An 18,511-nucleotide genomic window follows, 5' to 3' on the forward strand; every position below is an offset into this window, starting at 1 on the left:
ATCAAACTCCCATTATAATTTTTACGCCATTTTCAACGAGTGTAAAAAAGCTATCTACATGCCAAACACCAAAGACTATGATTAAAACACAAAGCAAAATAAGTGGAAGATTTTCTATAAATTTCATCTCTTTATTATGTAATACCTCGCCTTTAGGCTCACCAAAACTTGCCATGTTAAAGTGTGAAAAGTCTGCTATAAATATAATAGCAAGGGCTATTGCAAACAAAGCAACCGCAAAGTATTGTCCTGTAACAATCGCGCCTTTAAATACTAAAAACTCACTTACAAATATCGCAAAAGCAGGAACACCAACAAGAGAGCAAACCGCTGCTGCAAACATAATAGTCGTAACCGGAGCTATCTTTATCATACCGCCCATTTTAGTCATATCTTTTGTGCCATAAATTCTAGCTATATTTCCAGTTGAACAAAACGCAAGTGCTTTAGTAAAACTATGAGCTAAACAGTGAAAAATCGCAGCAAATACTCCAAGCTCTCCGCCGATTCCAAGAGCAAAAGCGATAACTCCCATATGAACAACTGAGTGATAAGCAAACATTCTTTTTACATCATGTTGTCGAATCAAAAATATACCAGCCACAAACAAAGTTATAGTTCCTGAAATAAGCATAATACTTTGCACAAATTCAAACGAAGTCGCACTAGCAGTAACTGCGTAATATCGTAAAATCGCAAGCATGGCGCATTTTAACAACACTCCAGATAAAAGAGCTGAAATCGGAGCTGGACCTTGTGCGTGAACATCTGGAAGCCAAGTATGAGTTGGAGCAAGTCCTGCTTTTGTACCAAATCCAATCAAAGCAAATACAAATATCAGCTTCATAGCATTTTCATTTAGCCCTTTTGCACTACTCATAATAGTCGTCCAAAGCATCGCAGTGTCGCTGTTTTGAGTAGTTGTAAAAGTTACGGAGTAGAGTAAAACTGTAGCATAAAGCGCAAACGCAAGTCCGATTGAGCAAAGCACTATATATTTATATCCACTCTCTGTTGATTTTTTATCTTTATGAATGGCTACTAAAAACACAGATGCTAAAGTCGTAGCCTCAATCGCTGCCCACATAAAAGCTATGTTGTTACAAATCACGCTTAAAGTCATAGTGAAAATAAATACATGACAAAGCCCATAATATCTTCTTAAATCAACTAAATTTATATGCTTTTCTTCAAATTCCCATCTCATATATATAGTTGAGTATAAATTTACTAAAAATCCAGTTATAGCAATCAGTACTAAAAATACAGCTCCCAAACTATCAAGAAATAGAAATTTATCATAGCTAAAAAACGTTCCACTTACTAAAACCTTATAAACATTAAAAAGCAAAGCAAGCGAAGTAATACCAGAAACAATAACATGAATTATGCTTAAAGTCGCATAATTTTTCGAAGACAAAAACAAAATCAACGCGCCAACAAGCGGCAAAATTAGTATCAATGTTAAACTATCCATCTTCATCCCCTTAAATTTGTAGCTTTAGAAGTATCAAGGCTATCATAGGCCTTATAAAATCTAATCGCTAAAATACTCATGATAATAACAGCAAAAATTGCATCGGTTAAAATTCCAAGCTCAACAAGCTCATGTGAGTTATAAGCCATTAAAGCAAGAGTTAAGTGGATGCCATTTTCAAACAAACAGTATGCTAAAATCTGTTTTATAAAAGAGTTTCTAAGCATAAACCCAAAAACCCCCATCATGAAAACAGTCACAGCAGCTATTAGCACAATTTTTTCTTTTATTAATGAAAATTCCAAAAATATAGGATAAATACTCATAGCAATAGCCAAAGAAAATCCCATCGCAATAACCGGACTTACAAAAAACCCACCAACTGGTTCATCTTCAGATATAACGCTAAGTTTTTTAATAAGACAAAAAAGAATTGTAGGAACTAATACAACTTTTGTAAAAAATGCCACCACAGCCCACATTCCAAGCTGATGAGCACTAAATTTAACAGAAAGCATGGTAAATATACTTACTAAAATCATTGTTTGAAGTGCGTAAATTCCAACCGAAAGCTTTAAATTTCTTAGCCCAAACACAGCCAAAGATGTAACTATCATACATATAGCTAAAATATCTATCATTTCCATTTCAAACTCCTACTACATAAAGTGTTAAAGCTACAAAAGATATAGCCAATGCAGCAAGGGCGTTTTTGCGAAGACTGGATGCGATTTTAAATCTAGGACCAAAGTTATCGATAAACACAGCAGCTACATAAAAAACTCCAGCTTTTAAAACAAATACAATAATTGCTAAAAATGGATTTGAGAAATTCCACGGTTCAAATATGGTTAAAAACAGCCCTATCATCGCAAACTGTTTTAAGATAAGTGCTGCTTGAACTAATCCCAAATCAGCTCCTGCATACTCTCCTAAAACCCCCTCTTGAAGCTCTTGTTCTGCTTCTGCTAAGTCATATGGCTTTCTTCCAGTTTCTACATACATACACCATAAAAAGGCTATTGACGCGACAGCAAAACTAGGAATTTGATATCCGATTATTCCATCTTTTACCATTTGCTGAATTTGGACTAAATTTGAGGTCTTAGCAGCTAGCATAACAACTATAAGACACATAATCATAACTGGCTCTACATAAACACCTATCATTTGCTCTCTACTTCCACCAGTTGCAGCAAACGGGTTACCACTATCCATCGATGCTGAGCCAAAGACAAATCTTAAAAGTGCACCCAAATAAAGGATAACAAATATATCTGAGTAAGCTCCAAAAGCCATATTGCTGCTATAAGTTATAGGAATAGCAGCTAAAATCGCAGATGATGTAGCAAATAAAAGAAATGGTGCTAGCCTAAAGACCCAATGGGAGCATTTTGGCACAGTTCTGTTTCTTTTGAAAAGCTTTATAATATCGCGATATGTCTGGAAAAAATCACTTCCTTGCTTTGACTGAAGCTTAGCTCTTAGCTTTCTTGCCATTCCATCAAACAAAGGTGCGATTAAAACTATAACAACGACTTGAAATATCATTAAAAGTATGGTTTGCATAACTAGCCTCCTAAATCACAAAGTAGCTAACTGCAAGGATTACGCAAAGATAGATTAAGATATAAAGCGTATATACATTTGCATATCCATTTTGAAAAACACCTATCTTTTGAGCTAGCATTTTAATAAATTCTATTATCGGTTTATATATCAAACTCCACCATATATCTTGTGGGTGGTTATGATACTCTACTGGGCTAAAGTACCCATTTGTCACTATTTTTTTATGTCCTTTAAATAGCCAATCAACCACCTTTCTTAAATCACCAGTAAAAGGTCCGCCAGTCATCTGCATACGCGAACTATACTTAAATCCGCAAGCCCACGGATCAGTCTCTCTAGGTTTTGTTCTGTTTGCTTTCATTACAGCTAAAATCAAAAAAGGCAAAATCATAGTTGAACAAAGCACAATAGCAATAAGCGGTGTAGAGATAGCACTACCTAATGGTGAAGTCACTAAAGTAGCGCCTAAATTTGCAGAGTAAGTGCTTGGAGTGATTGAATTTACAGCTTGCATTATATAAGAAACTATAAAATTTGCTCCTATACCAAAACCAACACAACCTATCATCAAGATAAGCATTCCTAAAATCATACCCACTGGACTTTCTTTTGCATTTTCCCAAATTTTCTTATCTCGTGGAGTTCCTGCAAAAATTACCGCATATAGCTTTAAGTGCATTCCAACTAAAACTCCGGTTAAAGCAAGCGCAACTACTGATAAAGTAAATATATATCTTGTAAAAATTCCTTCACTCATCGCACCTTGAAGCATGCCTTGATATGTAAACCACTCAGAGACAAAGCCATTAACCGGAGGAAGAGCTGCTATTCCCATAATTCCTATAAACATACCAACCGAAGTCCATGGCATTTTTTTAGCAAGTCCGCCAAGCACGTCCATATCTCTTGTATGAGTCGCGTGTAAAACCGAACCAGCACATAAAAACAACAATCCTTTAAATATCGCATGATTTACCACATGATAGCATCCAGCTAAAAAGCCGATTGCACCAAGAGTAGCATTTCCAGCCGCAACGCCATAAATTCCAGTTCCAAAACCAAGCAAAATAATACCTATATTCTCAACTGAGTGATAAGCAAGAAGTGCTTTATAATCATGCTGACAAAGTGCATATAAAACACCAAAAAGCGAACTTGCAGCACCAAGGATTAATATAGCAAGCCCAAAATATATACTTATTGGTAAAAATAGCGTAAATTTAACCAGCGCAAACAAAGCAACCTTTATCATAACTCCACTCATCAAGGCAGATACATTTGAAGGTGCTGCTGGGTGAGCTAGAGGAAGCCACACATGAAATGGCCACATACCAGCCTTGCTACCAAATCCAACCAAAAATAAAATAAAAATCGCCACACAAACAGGTAGTGGCATGGCAAGATTTGCAAATGCGCTAAATTCTGCACTACCGGCATAATATGCCATTAAAAGCAACCCACAAGTAATGCAAAATGCTCCAACTTGCGCTATGCCTAAGTATATCATCACTGCTTTTAGTGTGCCTTTCCCATCATTTACTAAAATCAAAAATGATGAAACAAGAGTCATAAGTTCCCAAAGAACAATAAAACAAAAGACATTATTTGCGCTAATTACTAAAAGCATAGAAAGGATAAAAAGGTTAAACAAGCAAGCAAATACACCTATGTTTGCTTTATTTATATACTCTTTAGCATAACTCATACCATAAACACTACTTGCAAAACCTATAAAAACAACAACAAAACTGAAGAAATTTCCTAGCGGAGTTAGTGCAAAATTTGGAGAAAATAAAAAATTTCCAAACATAACAAAGCTATCATTTTTACCCATACTAATCACAAAATGGCTCATGCCATAAAAACAACTTACCGCGCTAAGTCCAAAGCCAACTTTAACAGCCATTTTTGGAACGTTATAAAGCAAAATGCTAACAAGTGAACTTATAAGAAATAAAACATAAACACTTATCATGGCTAAGCTCCTTTATTATGGCTATCTAAGCTAGATATTTTCGCACCAGTTAGCACTCTTTTAACAAGACTACTTGCAGACTCAACATCAATCTTTTTGCCTAGTTTGTGATGATTTGTTAAAGGATCTATCATGATAAGTGCACTTGTAGGACACACATCAACGCAAGCTGGACCGCCATCTTTTCCATAACACATATCGCACTTTATGGCTATATTTTTAGCTCCAGCTTGGGATTCTATCTCAAGATATTGCTTTGGTTCAACTGAGTAATTAACCGATGGCATAAGCTCTGCACTTGAGTTAATAGCGCCATATGGACAAGCTATCGTACACATCTTACAGCCTATGCAAATCTCTTCATGAAGCTCGATACAGCTATCATCAAACCTAAGAGCACCTGTAGGACAAACATTAGCGCATGGCCCATCATCGCACTGACGACACTGCGCAGGCATAACGCCTTTTGCTTCCCTTAATACACTTAATCGCGCTTTTGATAGCTTTCCCCTCTCATAAGCGCTTTTAAAACATGCAGCCATACAAGTAGCACAGCCAATACAACGCTTATAATCAGCAATCACAAATTTATGCTGTTTCATAAATTCCTCCTGATAATACAACGCAATGAAATTTAAAAATCACAACGCGTAAGTTTGGGTTTTTAATCATAGTGATAACCACCTTTTTAAAATTTCTTGTGCAATTTTATATTTTTTAACTAATAAATTCTGTCATATATCTGACATAAGCTTATTGTTTTATATTAGTTTTGTATTTTTATATTTATATAAGAAAAGTAGCTTTTTTAAATTTGTGTGGAGAGATTTTAAATTTTATTACTTCATATAAATTTAGGCAAATCTGTATATTATAGCTCATAACTGCCTAAAATTAGGAATATTTATATATAGAACAAAGATAAAAAACTTATCTTTGTTTTGTGGCTTTTATGTTAGAAAAAATATAATTAATTAATTTAAATATAAAAAATTTATTATCATAAATGTAAATTTACAAATTTAGTAAAAATATAGTATTAAATTTATAAAATTTCTTAAGGCTTATAGATAAAACTAAATTTCAGTATATTTTAATAATATCGAAATTTAAATTTAAAATATCATTTTAAATTTTTATATAAATTCATCATATTTTAATCTAAATTTTAGATATATAAAAAGTGCAATAATGATAATCTTTATTAAAGTTTAAGTTTTTTAGGAGTAGGATTACAGCTGTTTTTTTAAATTATTACTGGAAATTGATATGAAAAATATATATAAAATCGCTTTGTTATTTTTATTTCCCATCTTGCTATTTGCAAAAACAGACTACGCGCTTGAAGCAAAAAACATCGAAGATACCTTTGTAAAAGTGATAGAAGTTTATAAAGCAGGAGATATCCAAAAGGCAAAAGAGCTTACGCAAACTGCGTATTTTAGCCACTTTGAAAATTTAGAGGGCGGAATTCGTATAAATTTATCAGCTAAAAAATCATACTCCATGGAAGCGCAATTTGGTCAAATCAGAAAAGCCATAGTTGCTAAAGCTCCAGTTGAGGAGATTGAAGCAAAGATAGCAAATTTAACCAAAGAAATCGATGAAGTTTTGCCAATTATCGAAGCTGGAACAAGACTTGTTGGCGAGTATAGCGACAGCTCTTCAAACACTTTAGCAAAGCAAACAGATGCTACTAAAACATCAAATTTAGCAAACCAAAACGCTCAACCATCAAAGCAAAGCCAACCAACCCAAACAAGCCAAAACGAAAATGAAAACCAAAACGCAAATCAAACAGCTCAAAACCCGTGGAACGCGGTTTATAGCGATATTTTAGCTAAACTTCAAGTTGTTAAAGATGATTTTAAAAACAAAAAATTTGATGATTTGAAGCTGAATTTAAATAACGAGATTAAATTTAACCTCTACCGAAACACTCAGCTTGAAATCGCTATTAGAAAGTATATCTCACAAAATTTCGACCAGCAAATTCAGCAAATCATGGGAAGCCTTATCTCAAACTCACCTACTTTCACTCAAGATAAATTTGATTTGTATATGAAAGATTTAGATGATTTGCTAAAAACTGCAGTTGCTAAGCTTCCTAGCGAGTCTTACGCGCTTGCTCCAAAAGTAGAAATCAAGGAAGAAAAATCAGTTGATTTTGCTCCTGTGGTTAAAAACATCGCAACCAAACTTGCTCTTAGCCTAGAAAAATACAAAAATGGCGAAGTAAACGACGCTATTAGCGACTCTCAAGACATATATTTTGATGAGTATGAAGCAAGCGGGATGGAGAATAAAGTTGGTGCGATTGATATAAATTTAAAAACCTCAACCGAAGCAAGCTTTAGTAAAATCGTAGCATTGATGAAAAGTGGCGCAGACGCTACAAGAGTAAAAGAGGCTCAAGATGAGCTAATATCAAAGCTTAACGCAAGCTTAGAAAAAACAAGCGGTTCAAACAGTCCATTGGCTTTGTTTTTATACTCACTGACAATTATCCTAAGAGAGGGTTTTGAAGCCCTTATCATCGTAGCTGCTGTGGTTGCATATCTCGTAAAAACAGGAAACCAAAACCGACTTAGCATAGTTTATAGCTCACTAAGCACTGCTGTTGTGCTTAGCTTTGTTGTTGCATATCTTGCAAATTTGATGTTTGAAAACGCAGGTCAAAGCAGAGAAGTCATCGAAGGAGCTACCATGCTAGTAGCGGTGCTGCTACTATTTTATGTTGGGTTTTGGCTTCTTTCAAACGCAGGAGCTAAAAAGTGGAATACCTATATAAAAGGTCATATCGCTTCAAGCCTAAGTAGTGGCTCAAGCAAGGCACTTTGGTGGACTGTGTTTTTAGCTGTATTTAGAGAAGGAGCTGAGACTGTGCTGTTTTATCAAGCTTTGATTTTTGATGCAAAAACGCCAAGCCTTTTGTTTATGGTTGCGGCTGGTTTTGTTGTCGGGCTTGTACTTTTGATAATAGTCTATTTTGTATTTAAATTTAGCGCAGTTAAAATCCCGATTCGACCATTTTTCCTTATCACATCGACAATCATCTTTTATATGTCGATTGTCTTTACCGGAAAAGGCGTTATGGAGCTAGTTGAAGGAAAAGTCTTTATCCCGACTCATATAAACGGCGCTTTAACGATTGAGTGGCTAGGAGTTTATCCATATTATGAGAGTTTAGTGCCTCAACTTATACTTTTAGCGATTTTAGTTATCGGTATATTTATAATGAAAGCAAAAGCAAAAATTAGTTAATAAATTTTATTTACAAGGAGAGAAAATGAACAAATTAGTTTGCGCTACTTTAGCGTTAGGTCTTACAAGTGTTATGAGTTTTGCAGCAGAGCATCCAATCGGCGATCCAGTTGAGATGAACAACATGGAAATAGCAGCAGTATATCTTCAACCAATCGACATGGAACCAAAAGGCATCGACCTTGCTCCAAGCCTTTCAGATATCCACTTAGAAGCTGATATCCACGCTACTAAAGGAAACCCAAACGGTTTTGGCGAGGGCGAGTGGATACCATATCTAAAAATCGCTTATGAGTTAAAAAACACAGATAACGGCAAAATCAAAACCGGAACTTTAATGCCGATGGTAGCAAGCGATGGGCCTCACTATGGCGCTAACCTTAAAATGGATGGTGGCGTTGGTAACTATGAGCTTAAATTTATGATAGACAATCCTGAAAAACAAGGCTTTGGTCGCCACGCTGATAAAGCAACTGGCGTTGCAAAATGGTTTGCTCCATTTACAGCAAGTTATACATTTAAATACACCGGCGCTCCAAAAGAGTAGCTTTTTTTGCCCATGCGTTTGTGTGGGCAAATCTTTAAAAAATTTCTTTTTAAAAGAGCTTTTTTAAAGATTTAAAGGTTAAAAATGTCGATTTATCTAGTTCATGTACTGTTAGCATTTTTAGCACCAGCGTTTGTTGGTGCGGTTTTAACGCCAAAAGGCGAGAGTTTTAAAAACATCTATAAGGCTATAATCTTTGCTATTATAGGTTTTTTGATTTTTAAGGCTTGCAAACACGCGCTAATTGATCAAAAAGTTATATTTTTTGTAAATTTAGCTTTGATTTTGGTGCTTGTGCTTTGCTTTGTGGCTTTGTTTTTTAAAAGCAAAATTTTTAGACTCGTTTGCATATGCTTGCTTTTTATAGCGCAAGGCTTTATTTACGGCGAGATTGGTTCAAATTTTCCAGTTTTTCAAGGCGAGCTTTTAGACTCACTTAGTTTAACAAGCCTGTTTTTAATCGCTTTTGGCTTGATTTTAGTAGTTTGTTTTTATTTTATCGTCTATCTTTGCCAAAACCAAAAGCTTAAATTTAGCCTTTTTTTACTTAGTATAGTTTTGCTTATCGTTGATAGAGCTGGGTTTTTAGTGTTATTTTTAATGCAAAATGGAGTTGTTAAAACCTATACAAGTTTGCTTTCAATAGTTGCAAAAGTTATTTATTTTAACGGCTTTTTGCCATATATTTTTAGCTTTTTTGCATTTATTATCGTTTTATTTGAATTTTTATCTCGCCCAAAAAGTGCCATAAAAAGCGAAGTTGGAAGTATTAAATTTCGCCAAATCAAAGCAGCAAGAAGCAAAGCAAACGGACTTTTAGTTTGGGTTATCTTAGTTTGTGCACTAAATTCATCTTTTATGCTATATTTTTATCTAATCGCTTCCGCGCCGCCAAAAATTTCAACCCCAACTCTAGTCCAACCAGTTAATGGCGAGTTTAAATTTGATGTTAGCGTCTTAAAAGACAACAAACTTCATCGCTACGCTTATGTAACCGATACTGGGCATGAAGTTAGGTTTTTTCTTTTAAACAGATACGCTGATAAAAGCTCTCCTATTATCGTTTTTGATGCTTGTAGCATTTGTGGAGATATGGGCTATGTTAAAAAGGGAAATGATTTGATTTGTATCTCTTGTAATGTACGAATTTTCCTACCTTCAGTTGGAAAAGCAGGAGGTTGTAATCCCATACCTATGGAGTATAGTTATGATGGCAAGACAATTAGCGTAAAACAAAAAACGCTAGAAGATGGCGCTGTATTTTTTACAAAAATAGTCGAAAAAATGGTAACCGATCCAGTTAGCTTAGAAAAAGTTAGCAACATAAAGACTAAATTTACATATCTATACTATGGCAAAACATACTTTTTCAAAACTCAAGAAAATATGGATAAATTTAGCACAAATCCAGAGCTTTACGTTACAACAGATGGTAGACTAAAGGAGAGAAAATGATTTTTACGATGATAAAAAACTCGCTATTTCGCGCTAAAGCACAAAAATTTCTAGCCTTTATCACAGTTGGACTTAGCGTTGCACTGATAGCTTGTATGTTAAATATGACTTTAAAAATCGGCGATGAGGTAGCAAAAGAGCTAAGAGGATATGGCTCAAACATCGTAGTTTTACCAAAAAGTAACGCGCTAAGCGTTGAGATTGGCGGTAAAGAGTACTCGCCGCTTAAAAATGAAGATTATCTAAAAGAGGCAGACTTGCACCACATAAAAGAGATTTTTTGGCGAAATAACATCGTAGCATTTGCACCTTTTTTAGATGGCAAGGTAAAAAGTGGCGATAAAATTTATAGCATTCAAGGAACTTATTTTGATAAAAATGTCCCTATAAGCGATGAAAACGACTACAAAACCGGCGTAACTCAACTAAATATCTTTTGGCATGTAGATGGAGAGTATCCAAAAGATGATAGCCTAACAAGCGTTATAGTTGGCGATAGATTAGCGCAAAAAGATGGTATAAAAGTGGGCGATAAGCTAAATTTAGCAAACCACGAAGTAAGCGTTACTGGCATACTTCATGGCGCTGATACGCAAAAAAATCAAGTTGTAATGAGCCTAAAACTAGCCCAAATTTTACTAGATAAACCAGGTCTTATAAACAAGGCTGAAGTTAGCGCGATGACAATCCCAGAAAACGATCTCTCAGTTCGCGCAAGAAGAAATCTTGATAGCCTTGATAGCGTTGAGTATGATAAGTGGTATTGCTCTGCTTATGTAAGCTCAATAGCCTACCAAATCAGCGAAGAGTTCCCATCTAGCCTTGCAAAAGGCGTGCTAAGTGTGAGCCAAACACAAAGCGGAATAACACAAAAAATCCAAAGCCTAATGGGTATAGTTAGCATAATCGCTTTACTTATCTCAAGTATCGGCATAACTTCGCTTATGAGTAGTGAAATTTACAGGCGTACCAAAGAAATCGGACTTTTAAAAGCTATTGGCGCTTCAAATTTTAGCATTTATCTAAATTTTTGTTTAGAAATGGTCGTCGTTGGAGTGATAGCAAGTATGTTTGGCGTGATTTTAGGATATGCGCTTTCCTTTGCTTTGTTTTATCAAATTTTTGACTCATTTGTTGGTTTTAGTTTTATGGTGTTGCCACTGTGCGTTGCATTTGGCGTGTTAATTTGTATTTTAGGTTCGATTTTACCGCTTAAAAGCGTTATAGATATTTTACCAGCAAAGGCTTTATATGGACGCAAATAAGATATTTTTTATAAATTCAATCCTTAAAAGCTTTAAAAACTCAGGTCTTAGAAGCCTTGTGATTTTTATAGCCATTATGATAGGAGCGTGCGTAAGCTCGGCATTTATCAACGTTTATGCAGATATCGACGCAAAAGTTAGCAAAGAGTTAAATAGCTATGGCGCAAACCTTATCATAAGCCCAAGCGATTTTGAAAAGGAAAATTTCATATCAGAAAAAAATCTATCTTTAGCATTTTCTAAAATCCCAAAAGAGCTTGTCTTAGCACAGGGCAAATTTCTTTTCTCAAGCGCTAATATCGGCACAACCTCAGCTGTTGTAATGGGCGTAAATTTTGAAAGTTTAAAAAAGGTTATGCCATATTTAGATTTGCAAAGCGGAAAGATGATAAATTTAGACTTTGATAACAAAAACGCGCTAATTGGAGTAAATTTAGCCAAAATCGCTGGTTTTAAAGTCGGCGATGAAGTTGAGATAAAAAACTCATTTGATAACAATGTCATAAAAGTCCGCATAAAAGGCGTTGTTTATGATGGAGAAAAAGAGGATAACTTGCTTATCATCTCGCTCTCTCTTGCACAAGAATTTTTCAAAAAAGATGGGCTTATAAACTACTCAAACGCCATCATAAACACAGATTTTCAAAACCTAAGCCAAATTTCAAAAAACTTATCAAACAAACAAATCCACTTTGAACCGGTAAGTAAAATTTCAAAATCACAAGGCGCTATACTAGATAAAATCAAGCTTTTAATGGCGCTAATTAGCATAATTATACTTATCATAACCGCTATTTGTGTAAATACAAGTCTTAGTAGCATTCTTCTTTCTCGCTTAAAAGAGATTGCGCTTCTTAGAGCAATCGGAGCAAGTAAGAAAAATATACTAAATTTATACACTGGCGAGATTTTTACTCTAGCATTGCTTGCTTCGATAGTTGGGGCTTTTGCTGGGTTTTTGTTGGCTCAAATTTTAGGTGAAGCGATTTTTAGCTCAACTATAAATTTCCGCTTTATAAGCGTGGTTGTGGCGATTATCGTTTCGCTTGTTTTTGCGTTTTTAGCAAGCTTTTATCCGATAAAAAAAGCACTAAATGCAAATATGGCAAATTTATTAAGAGGTGAATGATGGAAATTTTAAAAACAGATGGAATTTGTAAGTATTTTGGCGATACGACTGCCTTAGAAAATATAACTTTTAGCGCAAACAAAGGCGAATGGGTAAGCATAATGGGACCAAGTGGAAGTGGTAAAAGCACACTTGTAAATATCCTTTCTTTGATGGATAACCCAAGCGAAGGAAAGTATTTGATAAATGGCAAAGATGCTTCAAATTTAAGCCCTGAAGATGTGCTTAAATTTAGAAGAGAGGAAATCGGACTTGTCTTTCAACAATTTCATCTCATACCATATCTAAACGCGCTTGAAAACGTGATGTTAGCGCAGTATTATCACAGTAGCGTTGATGTGGATGATGCTAAAAAAGCACTTCAAAACGTTGGACTTGCACATAGGCTAGATCACTTGCCAAGCCAACTAAGTGGAGGCGAACAACAGCGCGTTTGTATAGCAAGAGCGCTTATAAACGATCCAGAAATCATCATCGCAGATGAACCAACTGGAAATTTAGATGAAGAGAACGAAAGAGTCGTTTTAGAGCTATTTTGCAAGTTAAGAAGTATGGGAAAAACGCTTTTGCTTATCACGCACAACCCAGAACTTGGTAAATTTGGCGATAAAATAGTCTATCTAAAACACGGTAAAATCGATAAAATCATAGCTGGCGAGGCTGGATTTTGTGCTAATAAAACAGATGAAGGACAGTAATGAAAAAATTTGCTTTTTTGGTTGTGGTTGGATTAATTTTTGCGGGTTGCTTTGATCTAAGCAAACAGCACCACATGGCGCTAAATGATGAAAATGGCATAGATACAAACTACGATGCGAGCAAAAAAGAGCTTAAAATCGCAGGTTTAAATGAGCCATTTTTGCTCTTTTTTTACAGCACAGACTGCGTTGCGTGCATGGCGCAAATTCCAGCACTAAATAACATAGCAAAAGAGTATAAAGACAAGATAAAAGTCATAGGTTTAATGGGTGGACGAAGTGATGATTTAAACACTCAACTAAGTGAATTTAAGAAAAAAGGGGTTGATTTTTTAACTATAGCTAACCGCAAATCAGTCGATTACTTTTCTGATGTGGTTGGCGGAGTTTATGGGACTCCAACGACATATGTTTTTAGTAAAAATGGCGAGATAAAAAAACGATTTTTAGGGCTTGTTCCACAAAGTGTGATAGAAAATGAGATAAAAATTCTGCTTTAAATTTAGAAAATTTGGCTTTTTTGTATCTTGATAGCTAAACTAGAATTTAAATTTAATATTCGTTTATAAATTTTAAATTTTTTAAATCAAATTAAAGCTTCTTTGGCATATAATAACGAAATTAATTATCAAGATTACAGAAAGGCTTATAATGAGTGTGCTAAAAACATTTGGACTAGATACAATCGAAGCTGGAAAATCATGCAAAATAGTAAAACTAAGCGCTAAAGACAAACTTTTACAAAAACTTTTGGATATGGGTTTTGTAAACGGAGCTACCATAGAAGTGGTAAGAGAAGCTCCACTTTATGACCCTATGGAACTTAGAATTCACAACTACATTTTAACACTTAGAAAGAGCGAAGCAGCGTTAATCGAGGTTTACGAATGCAACTAAAAGTAGCTCTTGCTGGACAACCAAACTGCGGAAAATCAACTATTTTTAACATGCTTAGTGGCATTCATCAGCATATCGCTAACTATCCAGGCGTTACAGTGGATAAAAAATCTGGCTTTTTTTCAACCAAAAAGCTTGATATCGAGATGGTTGATTTGCCTGGAACTTACTCTTTTAGCTCATATTCGCTTGAAGAAAAGGTGGCAAAAGAGTTTATAATAGATGAAAATCCAGATGTGATTTTAAACATAGTTGATGCATCAAGCATTAAAAGAAGTCTTTACTTTACCTTTCAGCTCCTTGAGATAGGAAAACCTGTTATCATCGTTATAAATATGTGCGATGTGGCTGAAGGAAGAGGGATAATAATCGATGATAAAAAGATAGAAAAAATTCTTGGCTGTCCTGTAATCCGCGCAAGTGCAGCTAAAGGAGAGGGCAAAAAAGAGATTTTAGCCGCGCTTGAAAATGTAGTTGAACTTAAAGAAAACTATAAAGAATTTAAAATAAACTATGAAGAGCTTGAACCACTTATAACGCAAGTTCAAGATGAGATAAATTTTGAAAACAACGAGATGAACAAAAGATGGCTAAGTATAAAGGTTTTAGAAAACGATCAAGTTGCTATAAAACTTTTAGAAGATAAAAACCCAAATATATCAGAAATTTCGCATAACTTAAGAGAGAAATTTCACGATATGTTTGATAAAGATGTCGATAGTTTTCTAGCATCTTTTCGCTATGAAAACTCCGATGTAGTCTGCCATAAATGCGTAGAAGAGACTAAAAAAGGCGAACTTACACTAACCGATAAAGTCGATAAAGTGGTGCTAAATCGCTGGTTAAGCTTTCCTATACTTTTAATCATCATAGTGCTGGTTTATGAGCTTTCTATCGTTTTTGGATATAAGATAACGGACTATACGTGGCCTATCCTTGGTGCGATTAAAAATTTTGTTGCAGACATCTCGCCAGCAAATGATATAGCAAAAGTTCCTATGATAACAGATCTTGCAAGTTGGCTTGTAAATTCAGCCGTTGCTTTGCTAAATTATCTACCGATATTTTTCATACTTTTTGCTTTGATTGCGGTTATGGAAGATGTGGGTTATATGCCTAGAATGGCGTTTATACTCGATCGTGTGTTTAAGAAATTTGGTCTTCATGGGCAAAGCACACTTCCACTTGTTTTAGGTGGCGCTTTTGTTGGAGGGTGCGCTGTGCCAGGAGTTATGTCTACAAAAGGCATAGCCGATGATAGAGCAAGAATGGCTACTATCATGACTGTTCCTTTGATGAACTGTTTGGCAAAAGTGCCATTTTACACACTTTTACTTGGCGCGTTTTTCTTGCAAGATATGGGACTTATGATGTTTTATATCTCAACAGTTACTATACTAACTGCTTTGATAATCGCTAAATTTCTAACCGGCACGATACTTAAAACCAGAGAAACCGCCCCTTTTGTTATGGAACTTCCACCTTATCACTTGCCAACTTTTAAAGGTGTGATTTTAAGAGCGTGCGAGAGAGTTTGGGTCTATATAAAAAAGGTTTGCACTATTGTTATAGCTGTGGCGATTGTTCTTTTTGCCCTGCTTCAATTTCCTGGATTAAGCGATGAAAAACAAGAGATGTATAACAAAGAAGAGACAAAAATTTTAGCTAACTTTGATAAAGCCGTATCTAAAACTAAATATTACTCATTAGTTGATACTAGAGAAGAAGTTGCTAGTTTGCTAAATTTCTACGATGGATACCGCTCTAAAAAGATGGCTGGAAGCAAATCAGTCGATGAAAGTTATGCTTCTAAAAATCCTGAGTTTTATAAATTTCTAAAAGTAGCCAAAGATGACAAAGATGCTAAAAAGATAAACACCGCCTTAAGAAAGCTCTCAACTGGTAGAAACACCATCTTAAGACAGCAAAAAAACGATAAAATCGAAAGCTCGCTTTTAGGCATGGCAGGAAGGGCTTTAGAGCCGATAACTCAGTTTGCTGGGTTTGACTGGAAGATAAATGTTGCGTTTTTAAGCTCATTTGCAGCTCGTGAGTCTGCTGTTGCAACACTTGGTAGTATATATGAAACCGGCAAAATCGACATGAATCAAACCGCAAGCGATACTAGCTTAGATAGCGTAGATGATGAGATGAAAAACCAAAACGAGCGTCCAGAAGAGACTATGAGTAGAAACAGTGGCTACACACCACTTCACGCAGCTTCTATCATAATCTTTATGCTGCTAACTCCACCTTGTATAGCCTCAATGATAGTTGTAAAAATGCAGACAAATAGCTGGGCATGGATGCTTTTTGCTATCTTTTTCCCATTTACTTTAGCACTTGTTGTTGCAAGCTTGTTTTTTACTATCTCAAGCGCTTTTGCACTTAGTGGTCTTGTTGCTATGACGTATTATTATCTAATACTACTAGCTATAGTTGTCATCATCTCATTTATCCCTGAAAAAAGGATAAATTGGACTACAAAACCAAAATCATAATAAAGGAAAGAAAATGAAAAAAATTCTATTTTCATCAGCTTTAGTTGCTCTTATGAGCTCATCACTTTTTGCTCACACAGCTTTAATGAGTTGTTTTGATAATGGCGATGATACCGTAACTTGCGAAGGCGGTTTTAGCGATGGAAGTTCGGCAAAAGGAGTTAAATTTATGCTAGAGCAAAATGGCAAAACCATAGCAGAAGCTAAATTTGGCGATGATAGCACATATACATTTAAAAAACCAGAGGGTGAGTATGTGGCTAAATTCTACGCTGGTGAGGGTCATGAGGTTACAGTTAAATCATCTGATATAGCTGAGTAAATTTAAACTAAAAAAGGAGATTAAATGAAAAAAATTGTTATTTCATCTATTGTTGCGGCAGGTTTGGCAAGTAGTGCGTTTGCGCATTTTCAAATGGTTTACACACCAGAATCAGCACTAAATAAAGGCGGTACGATTCCACTAAAAGTAGTTTTTAACCACCCATTTGCCGATGAGCATACTATGGATATGGGGCTTCAAGCTGACAAATCTAGAGTTGGCGTTGAAGACTTTTATGTAATCCACAAAGAGAAAAAAACTGAGCTAAAAGATAGCTTAAAAGAGATTAAATTTAAAGGCAACTCAAACGAAGGCATTGGATATAGCACTGATTATAAAGCAAGAACTATGGGCGATCATCTTTTTGTTTTAACTCCAGCTCCATACTTTGAAGCAAACGAAGACGCCTACATCCAACAAATCACAAAAATGGTTGTAAACGTTGCTGGCGCTCCGACTGATTGGGATGCAGAACTTGGGTTAAAAGCTGAAATCGTTCCTTTGACAAAACCATATGCTGTCTGGGCTGGAAGCACATTTACTGGCATTGTTAAATCAAACGGCAAACCAGTTGCGTTTGCTGAGATTGAGGTTGAGTATCTAAACCATCCAGTCGATATCAAAGAAAACAAAATGGGCAAACCATTTGTAAAAGCTCCTCAAGATAGTTTTGTAACTATCGGTATGAAAGCTGATGCAAATGGCGAATTTACATTTGGAATTCCTAAAGCTGGTTGGTGGGGATTTGCCGCACTTGGCGTTGGAAGCGACACTGAGTATAAAGGCAAAGAGTTAAGTCAAGACGCAGTTATCTGGGTTCAAGCTAAAGATATGAAGTAAATTTGTGGCGGCTTTTAAAGTCGCCCTTTTAAATTTAGCCTGTTTTGCAAGGCAAGATAGCCTAAATTTAAAAAAGGAAATTTGATGAGTGTGACAGAAACGATTTTTTTAGTAGTGCTAGCGTGTGCGGCGGGGTATTATTTTTACTATAAAGAGTTTAAGAAAAAGGATTGTGGTTGTGGCAACGGCAAAAGTTGTTGTAGCAAAAAGAAAAAATAGCCCTTTATTTTATATTTCTACGGCTGGTTTTAAGCTATTTTCAAGCGGTTTTAAAACCGCTATTTTGTTAAATTTAGCCTTTTTATAGCAGATACTAAATTTAGCTTTTTTTGCAAAATATGCTAAATTTAGCTTTAAATTTAGCAGTCAATTTGTCTTATCAAACTTGTAATTTTTACTTTTATATCTTTATATTTTCCGCTTTTTAAAGCCATTTTACTTTAGTAAATTTATATGTTTTTTATAAAAATTTTACAAATTTAGCTTTCTTAAAGTCTTAAAAGAGTCGCACTTGTATTTTAAACAAGATTGCAATAAATTTTTTAGCCATTTATTTATGCATAAATACT

The 18,511-nt window shown here is 35.2% G+C and carries 17 protein-coding genes; 12 read left to right on the forward strand and 5 right to left on the reverse strand.

Going from position 1 to position 18,511, the window contains the following annotated elements; all coding sequences use genetic code 11:
* Nucleotide 1: 1 nt before the first annotated feature.
* Genes CGEO_RS08445 through CGEO_RS08465 form a run of 5 tightly spaced genes read right to left on the reverse strand, consistent with a single transcriptional unit; the run spans nt 2 to nt 5,626 of the window.
* The gene (locus tag CGEO_RS08445) at nt 2-1,477 is read right to left on the reverse strand and encodes a hydrogenase 4 subunit F (protein ID WP_075540231.1); all 1,476 of its coding nucleotides are present in this window, start codon (nt 1,475-1,477) and stop codon (nt 2-4) included.
* Nucleotides 1,478-1,479: 2 nt separating this feature from the next.
* Nucleotides 1,480-2,124, reverse strand: coding sequence for a hydrogenase 4 membrane subunit (gene hyfE, locus CGEO_RS08450; RefSeq protein ID WP_172658133.1), 645 nt, complete (start codon nt 2,122-2,124; stop codon nt 1,480-1,482).
* Between the two features lies 1 nt (nt 2,125).
* Complete coding sequence (locus CGEO_RS08455) at nt 2,126-3,046, reverse strand: respiratory chain complex I subunit 1 family protein (protein WP_075540230.1); 921 nt, start codon at nt 3,044-3,046, stop codon at nt 2,126-2,128.
* Nucleotides 3,047-3,056: 10 nt separating this feature from the next.
* The gene (locus CGEO_RS08460; protein WP_075540229.1) at nt 3,057-5,024 is read right to left on the reverse strand and encodes a proton-conducting transporter transmembrane domain-containing protein; all 1,968 of its coding nucleotides are present in this window, start codon (nt 5,022-5,024) and stop codon (nt 3,057-3,059) included.
* 2 nt (nt 5,025-5,026) lie between these two features.
* Nucleotides 5,027-5,626: a 4Fe-4S dicluster domain-containing protein gene (locus tag CGEO_RS08465; RefSeq protein WP_075540228.1), complete on the reverse strand. Its 600-nt coding sequence runs from the start codon at nt 5,624-5,626 to the stop codon at nt 5,027-5,029.
* A 667-nt stretch (nt 5,627-6,293) separates the two neighbouring features.
* Between CGEO_RS08465 and CGEO_RS08470 the strand changes: the two genes are divergently transcribed.
* The 12 genes from CGEO_RS08470 to CGEO_RS08525 all read left to right on the forward strand — a co-directional run bounded on the left by CGEO_RS08470 (nt 6,294) and on the right by CGEO_RS08525 (nt 18,161).
* The gene (locus CGEO_RS08470) at nt 6,294-8,288 is read left to right on the forward strand and encodes an FTR1 family iron permease (protein WP_075540227.1); all 1,995 of its coding nucleotides are present in this window, start codon (nt 6,294-6,296) and stop codon (nt 8,286-8,288) included.
* Nucleotides 8,289-8,313: 25 nt separating this feature from the next.
* On the forward strand, nt 8,314-8,835 hold the full coding sequence (locus CGEO_RS08475) for an iron transporter (protein ID WP_075493203.1): 522 nt from the start codon (nt 8,314-8,316) through the stop codon (nt 8,833-8,835).
* 84 nt (nt 8,836-8,919) lie between these two features.
* Nucleotides 8,920-10,290: a Fe-S-containing protein gene (locus CGEO_RS08480; protein ID WP_075540226.1), complete on the forward strand. Its 1,371-nt coding sequence runs from the start codon at nt 8,920-8,922 to the stop codon at nt 10,288-10,290.
* Complete coding sequence (locus CGEO_RS08485; RefSeq protein WP_075531455.1) at nt 10,287-11,555, forward strand: ABC transporter permease; 1,269 nt, start codon at nt 10,287-10,289, stop codon at nt 11,553-11,555. The genes CGEO_RS08480 and CGEO_RS08485 overlap by 4 nt, the downstream gene beginning before the upstream one ends.
* Nucleotides 11,542-12,684 carry an ABC transporter permease gene (locus CGEO_RS08490; RefSeq protein ID WP_075540225.1) on the forward strand — a complete coding sequence of 381 codons (1,143 nt, stop codon included), beginning with the start codon at nt 11,542-11,544 and terminating at the stop codon, nt 12,682-12,684. Before CGEO_RS08485 ends, CGEO_RS08490 begins: the two co-directional genes overlap by 14 nt.
* Nucleotides 12,681-13,382, forward strand: a complete 702-nt coding sequence (locus CGEO_RS08495; protein ID WP_075493199.1) for an ABC transporter ATP-binding protein — start codon at nt 12,681-12,683, stop codon at nt 13,380-13,382. The genes CGEO_RS08490 and CGEO_RS08495 overlap by 4 nt, the downstream gene beginning before the upstream one ends.
* Nucleotides 13,382-13,882 (forward strand): TlpA family protein disulfide reductase, encoded by a 501-nt coding sequence (locus CGEO_RS08500; RefSeq protein ID WP_075540224.1) that lies wholly within the window; start codon nt 13,382-13,384, stop codon nt 13,880-13,882. The genes CGEO_RS08495 and CGEO_RS08500 overlap by 1 nt, the downstream gene beginning before the upstream one ends.
* Before the next feature lie 151 nt (nt 13,883-14,033).
* Nucleotides 14,034-14,279 (forward strand): FeoA family protein, encoded by a 246-nt coding sequence (locus CGEO_RS08505; protein WP_075493197.1) that lies wholly within the window; start codon nt 14,034-14,036, stop codon nt 14,277-14,279.
* Nucleotides 14,270-16,780, forward strand: a complete 2,511-nt coding sequence (feoB, locus tag CGEO_RS08510; RefSeq protein WP_075540223.1) for a ferrous iron transport protein B — start codon at nt 14,270-14,272, stop codon at nt 16,778-16,780. The genes CGEO_RS08505 and feoB overlap by 10 nt, the downstream gene beginning before the upstream one ends.
* Nucleotides 16,781-16,793: 13 nt before the next feature.
* The gene (locus tag CGEO_RS08515; protein WP_075493195.1) at nt 16,794-17,102 is read left to right on the forward strand and encodes a hypothetical protein; all 309 of its coding nucleotides are present in this window, start codon (nt 16,794-16,796) and stop codon (nt 17,100-17,102) included.
* A gap of 24 nt (nt 17,103-17,126) precedes the next feature.
* Complete coding sequence (locus CGEO_RS08520) at nt 17,127-17,942, forward strand: DUF4198 domain-containing protein (protein ID WP_075540222.1); 816 nt, start codon at nt 17,127-17,129, stop codon at nt 17,940-17,942.
* A gap of 84 nt (nt 17,943-18,026) precedes the next feature.
* Complete coding sequence (locus tag CGEO_RS08525) at nt 18,027-18,161, forward strand: FeoB-associated Cys-rich membrane protein (RefSeq protein ID WP_106380115.1); 135 nt, start codon at nt 18,027-18,029, stop codon at nt 18,159-18,161.
* Nucleotides 18,162-18,511: the final 350 nt, after the last annotated feature.

The organism is Campylobacter geochelonis (assembly GCF_013201685.1).
In the GTDB taxonomy this organism is placed as follows: Bacteria; Campylobacterota; Campylobacteria; order Campylobacterales; family Campylobacteraceae; genus Campylobacter_B; species Campylobacter_B geochelonis.

Excerpts from the sequence above, each read along its gene's own strand:
- CGEO_RS08445 (WP_075540231.1), bottom strand. The coding sequence starts at position 1,477 with ATGGATAGTTTAACATTGATACTAATTTTGCCGCTTGTTGGCGCGTTG.
- hyfE (WP_172658133.1), bottom strand. The coding sequence starts at position 2,124 with ATGGAAATGATAGATATTTTAGCTATATGTATGATAGTTACATCTTTG.
- CGEO_RS08455 (WP_075540230.1), bottom strand. The coding sequence starts at position 3,046 with ATGCAAACCATACTTTTAATGATATTTCAAGTCGTTGTTATAGTTTTA.
- CGEO_RS08460 (WP_075540229.1), bottom strand. The coding sequence starts at position 5,024 with ATGATAAGTGTTTATGTTTTATTTCTTATAAGTTCACTTGTTAGCATT.
- CGEO_RS08465 (WP_075540228.1), bottom strand. The coding sequence starts at position 5,626 with ATGAAACAGCATAAATTTGTGATTGCTGATTATAAGCGTTGTATTGGC.
- CGEO_RS08470 (WP_075540227.1), top strand. The coding sequence starts at position 6,294 with ATGAAAAATATATATAAAATCGCTTTGTTATTTTTATTTCCCATCTTG.
- CGEO_RS08475 (WP_075493203.1), top strand. The coding sequence starts at position 8,314 with ATGAACAAATTAGTTTGCGCTACTTTAGCGTTAGGTCTTACAAGTGTT.
- CGEO_RS08480 (WP_075540226.1), top strand. The coding sequence starts at position 8,920 with ATGTCGATTTATCTAGTTCATGTACTGTTAGCATTTTTAGCACCAGCG.
- CGEO_RS08485 (WP_075531455.1), top strand. The coding sequence starts at position 10,287 with ATGATTTTTACGATGATAAAAAACTCGCTATTTCGCGCTAAAGCACAA.
- CGEO_RS08490 (WP_075540225.1), top strand. The coding sequence starts at position 11,542 with ATGGACGCAAATAAGATATTTTTTATAAATTCAATCCTTAAAAGCTTT.
- CGEO_RS08495 (WP_075493199.1), top strand. The coding sequence starts at position 12,681 with ATGATGGAAATTTTAAAAACAGATGGAATTTGTAAGTATTTTGGCGAT.
- CGEO_RS08500 (WP_075540224.1), top strand. The coding sequence starts at position 13,382 with ATGAAAAAATTTGCTTTTTTGGTTGTGGTTGGATTAATTTTTGCGGGT.
- CGEO_RS08505 (WP_075493197.1), top strand. The coding sequence starts at position 14,034 with ATGAGTGTGCTAAAAACATTTGGACTAGATACAATCGAAGCTGGAAAA.
- feoB (WP_075540223.1), top strand. The coding sequence starts at position 14,270 with ATGCAACTAAAAGTAGCTCTTGCTGGACAACCAAACTGCGGAAAATCA.
- CGEO_RS08515 (WP_075493195.1), top strand. The coding sequence starts at position 16,794 with ATGAAAAAAATTCTATTTTCATCAGCTTTAGTTGCTCTTATGAGCTCA.
- CGEO_RS08520 (WP_075540222.1), top strand. The coding sequence starts at position 17,127 with ATGAAAAAAATTGTTATTTCATCTATTGTTGCGGCAGGTTTGGCAAGT.
- CGEO_RS08525 (WP_106380115.1), top strand. The coding sequence starts at position 18,027 with ATGAGTGTGACAGAAACGATTTTTTTAGTAGTGCTAGCGTGTGCGGCG.